The following is a 2,883-nucleotide window of genomic DNA, read 5'->3' as shown; positions in this document are numbered from 1 at the left end:
TGCTGAGGTCCTCTGCCATTTCGACCGACTGCTTGTAGCAATTCAGCTTTTCGTGAAACATTTTAAACCTCCCTTGAGTTGGTTTTTGCGTTGCCCTCCACCCAATTTGAGAGGGCAACGAAAAAACCAACTTCACAGGAGGAATTATGAATCACGAAAAGCTGGATTGCTTCAGGCAGTTGATGGCGCTGGCAGAGGACCTTGCAAAGAGGGTCGCCAAGTGGCCGCGGGGAAACGGGTTCCTCGCCGATCAGCTCAATCGCGCGATGTCGTCGGCGGTCTTAAACCTCGCAGAGGGCAACGGCAAACGTGCGTACGGCCGGGAGCGCCGCCGATTCTTCCAGATATCGCTGGGCTCAATCGCTGAAGTCTCGGCCTGTCTTGATCTCGCCCATGCCTTCGAGCTTATGCCCTCAGGCCAGCAGGAAGCCCTCAAATCGCGCCTCAAGCTGGCATACGTCAAGATCGAGGCCCTGCCGTAGGGCTCTGAGTTCTGATATCTGATCTCAGAACCTGTTCTCTCAATCTGGATCTGTGATCTGAGATCGCAGTTTAACTGCGATGGTACTGCGATGAAAAGGCGATGGTGGAGCGATGGTAGGGCGATGATACAGCGCGTTCGTTACGCTTTCATGTTCACGTACTGCAGCGGGACTTCGAGTTTCTGGGCACGCAGGGTCTGGATGACCTCCTGGAGCTCGTCGATCTTCTTGCCGGTCACGCGGACCTGGTCGTCCTGGATCGAGGCCTGGACCTTGAGCTTCAAGTCCTTGATGGTCTTGACGATCCCGCGCGCGGTATCCTGCGAGACCCCCTCCTTGATCTTGACGTCCCTCTTGAGGAGCCCCTGCGAGGTCGGCTCCTCCTTCCCGAAGTCGAGGCACCTTGGGTCCACGTGCCTCTTCACGCAGTTGCCGCGGAGCATCTCCTCGAGCGCCCTCATCTTCATGCTGTCCGCGGTGAGGAGGTGAATCTCCTTCGCTTTCTTGTCGAGGTCGATCGTGGTCTTGGAGTTGCGGAAATCGTAACGCGTTGCCACCTCGCGCAGGGCGTTGTTCACCGCGTTCTCGAGTTCCCCGAAGTCCACCTTGCTCACTATGTCGAATGACGGCATGGCTCCCTTTCTTGAGCTAATCATGATCGATGTCAAGGCTTAAGGCTTAAGGAAACCCTCAGGCGTTCATGAGTATTCTGGGCATCATCATGACGGGCGGCGTCGGCATGAACGACGCCGATGTCCCGGGCAAGCCGGCCGGGGGGAAGGTGTTGCGGCGAGCCCTTCCGCCGCAGGGCTGGGCCGAAAGCGCGTCGCTGTTCCATCGGACGAGCCTCTCAATGAGCTTGATGACCTGCCTCTCCGGCTTCGAGAGCTGCGCCCTGATCCCGGGCATCTTCTTTGCCGAGACCATTTCGTCCAGCGCGCGGAAGGCCCGTTTGCGGGCCGCCGCAGGGTCGTGCGCCGCCTCTTGGGCCGCTGCCATGATTTCGGCTTTTACATCAGGCGGGAGGAGATCCCCAAGCGGCGCTATCCCTCGGCGCTGCAGCGCAAGCGATGGAAGCTCATCGGCGCCGTATATGCTTCGGGTGACGATGTCGGCGTCGCGGTAGAACCAGCGCGCCCATCTGAACACGCGCTTTATGTAGTCGTCGGACAGGAGCTTCGAGTCGTCCTTCGAGTGGGTGAATCTCGCGCGGTCGAAGGCGTTGTTCGGAGTTCGGTCTCCGCCCATGCGTGCGACCTCGTCCAACTCCGGCAGTCGATCGCGGTTTTTCAGGTAGTATTCCAGGGGGCCGACCGCGATCCGCGAGAGCCTCTCGGCCATGGTCTTCTCGATCCTGCCTGCGATGTAGAGCGCCTCCACAAGGGTGTGCAGCGAGTAGTGCTCGCTGGCCCCAGGGAAGGTGTAAGCGCTCTCCTTTAGTTTTCCCATGGCATTCATGCACTCGATCGCGATCCGGTCGCGCCTCGCGAGCAGGAATTTCATCAGCGCCCTGTCGTCTGCGAGCGCCGACCTCTCTGTCGCCTGGAGGGTGGGGGATCGAAGATACAGATCGTATGAGCTCGCGAGCCTCCTCGCCGACTGCCCATCCTTGAGGAGCGGCTCGGCGACGATCGCGGCGCTCACGAGCGTACCGATCGCGTAGTCCCCGAGGTCCTTTGTCTTTACAGAGGCCTCCCTCGCCTCCGCGGAGATCTCCGCGCGCTGCGCTGCCAGCCCGAGCACGAGCGCAACAGGGTCCTCGCGGTTCTCGGCCACGACCCGCCTCAGCGTGGCCGATCTCTTAAATATCTCTGCATGGACGATCTGCATGCGGTTCTTATCTGTCCAGCCGGCCGGTATCTTTCCGGCGGCCTCCAGGGCCGACAGCATGGCCAGCATGGTCAGCGACGGGCTGCCGGGGATCGTGCCCTCGAACATCGCGAGATCCCGCTCGATCGCCTCCCTCGCCTCGGAGAGCCGGCATAGCAGCGGTTCCGGCTTTGAGATGTCGTCCACAGCGATTCCCCTGAGCGTGGGCGAGCGGCCGAAGAGGGGGGAGGAGGATCTTCCGTTGAATGCGCGCCAGTCCGATGCAAGGCGGGCCCTCTGCATGATGCGGTCGAAGGCCTCGCGGACATGCCTCTCGTCGCGCAGTTCCCCCGAGAGATCGTGCCGAGGCCTTGATAGCGCTTCGCGCACCAGCTTTGCGTCCGCGGCCGCGGCCTTGTTCGAGCGGTCGGCCCAGGCGACGGCGAGGCTTGTCTTCCAGTATGTCTCGGGGTCGAGTCTCATCTCTCGTCGATCCTCATATCACGCGGCAGAAAGTCAAGCCGGACAGCATGGGCGGCTGCATGCCCGCGATGCTCAAGCGCATGCCGTACGGCGCGAATGAAGACGGCGC

3 protein-coding genes are annotated in these 2,883 nt (G+C 61.2%); 1 reads left to right on the top strand and 2 read right to left on the bottom strand.

Annotated elements, in window-relative coordinates; genetic code table 11:
• The first annotated feature begins 146 nt into the window (after nucleotides 1-146).
• Nucleotides 147-482: a four helix bundle protein gene (locus tag JXA24_07540; GenBank protein ID MBN1283606.1), complete on the top strand. Its 336-nt coding sequence runs from the start codon at nucleotides 147-149 to the stop codon at nucleotides 480-482.
• Nucleotides 483-622: 140 nt separating this feature from the next.
• Here JXA24_07540 and JXA24_07535 read toward each other — a convergent pair whose 3' ends face one another.
• Together JXA24_07535 and JXA24_07530 are read right to left on the bottom strand one after the other, a co-directional pair.
• Nucleotides 623-1,114, bottom strand: a complete 492-nt coding sequence (locus tag JXA24_07535; protein ID MBN1283605.1) for a YajQ family cyclic di-GMP-binding protein — start codon at nucleotides 1,112-1,114, stop codon at nucleotides 623-625.
• Nucleotides 1,115-1,172: 58 nt separating this feature from the next.
• Nucleotides 1,173-2,774 (bottom strand): hypothetical protein, encoded by a 1,602-nt coding sequence (locus JXA24_07530; GenBank protein ID MBN1283604.1) that lies wholly within the window; start codon nucleotides 2,772-2,774, stop codon nucleotides 1,173-1,175.
• Nucleotides 2,775-2,883 lie beyond the last annotated feature (109 nt).

The organism is Pseudomonadota bacterium, assembly GCA_016927275.1.
GTDB lineage: Bacteria > UBA10199 > UBA10199 > 2-02-FULL-44-16 > JAAZCA01 > JAFGMW01.
The sequence above is the reverse complement of the archived record's forward strand: the minus strand, read 5'-3'. Positions and strand labels throughout refer to the sequence as shown.

What these genes read in the sequence shown, in the direction of transcription:
- JXA24_07535 (MBN1283605.1), bottom strand. Translation starts at nt 1,114, where the DNA reads ATGCCGTCATTCGACATAGTGAGCAAGGTGGACTTCGGGGAACTCGAG.
- JXA24_07530 (MBN1283604.1), bottom strand. Translation starts at nt 2,774, where the DNA reads ATGAGACTCGACCCCGAGACATACTGGAAGACAAGCCTCGCCGTCGCC.
- JXA24_07540 (MBN1283606.1), top strand. Translation starts at nt 147, where the DNA reads ATGAATCACGAAAAGCTGGATTGCTTCAGGCAGTTGATGGCGCTGGCA.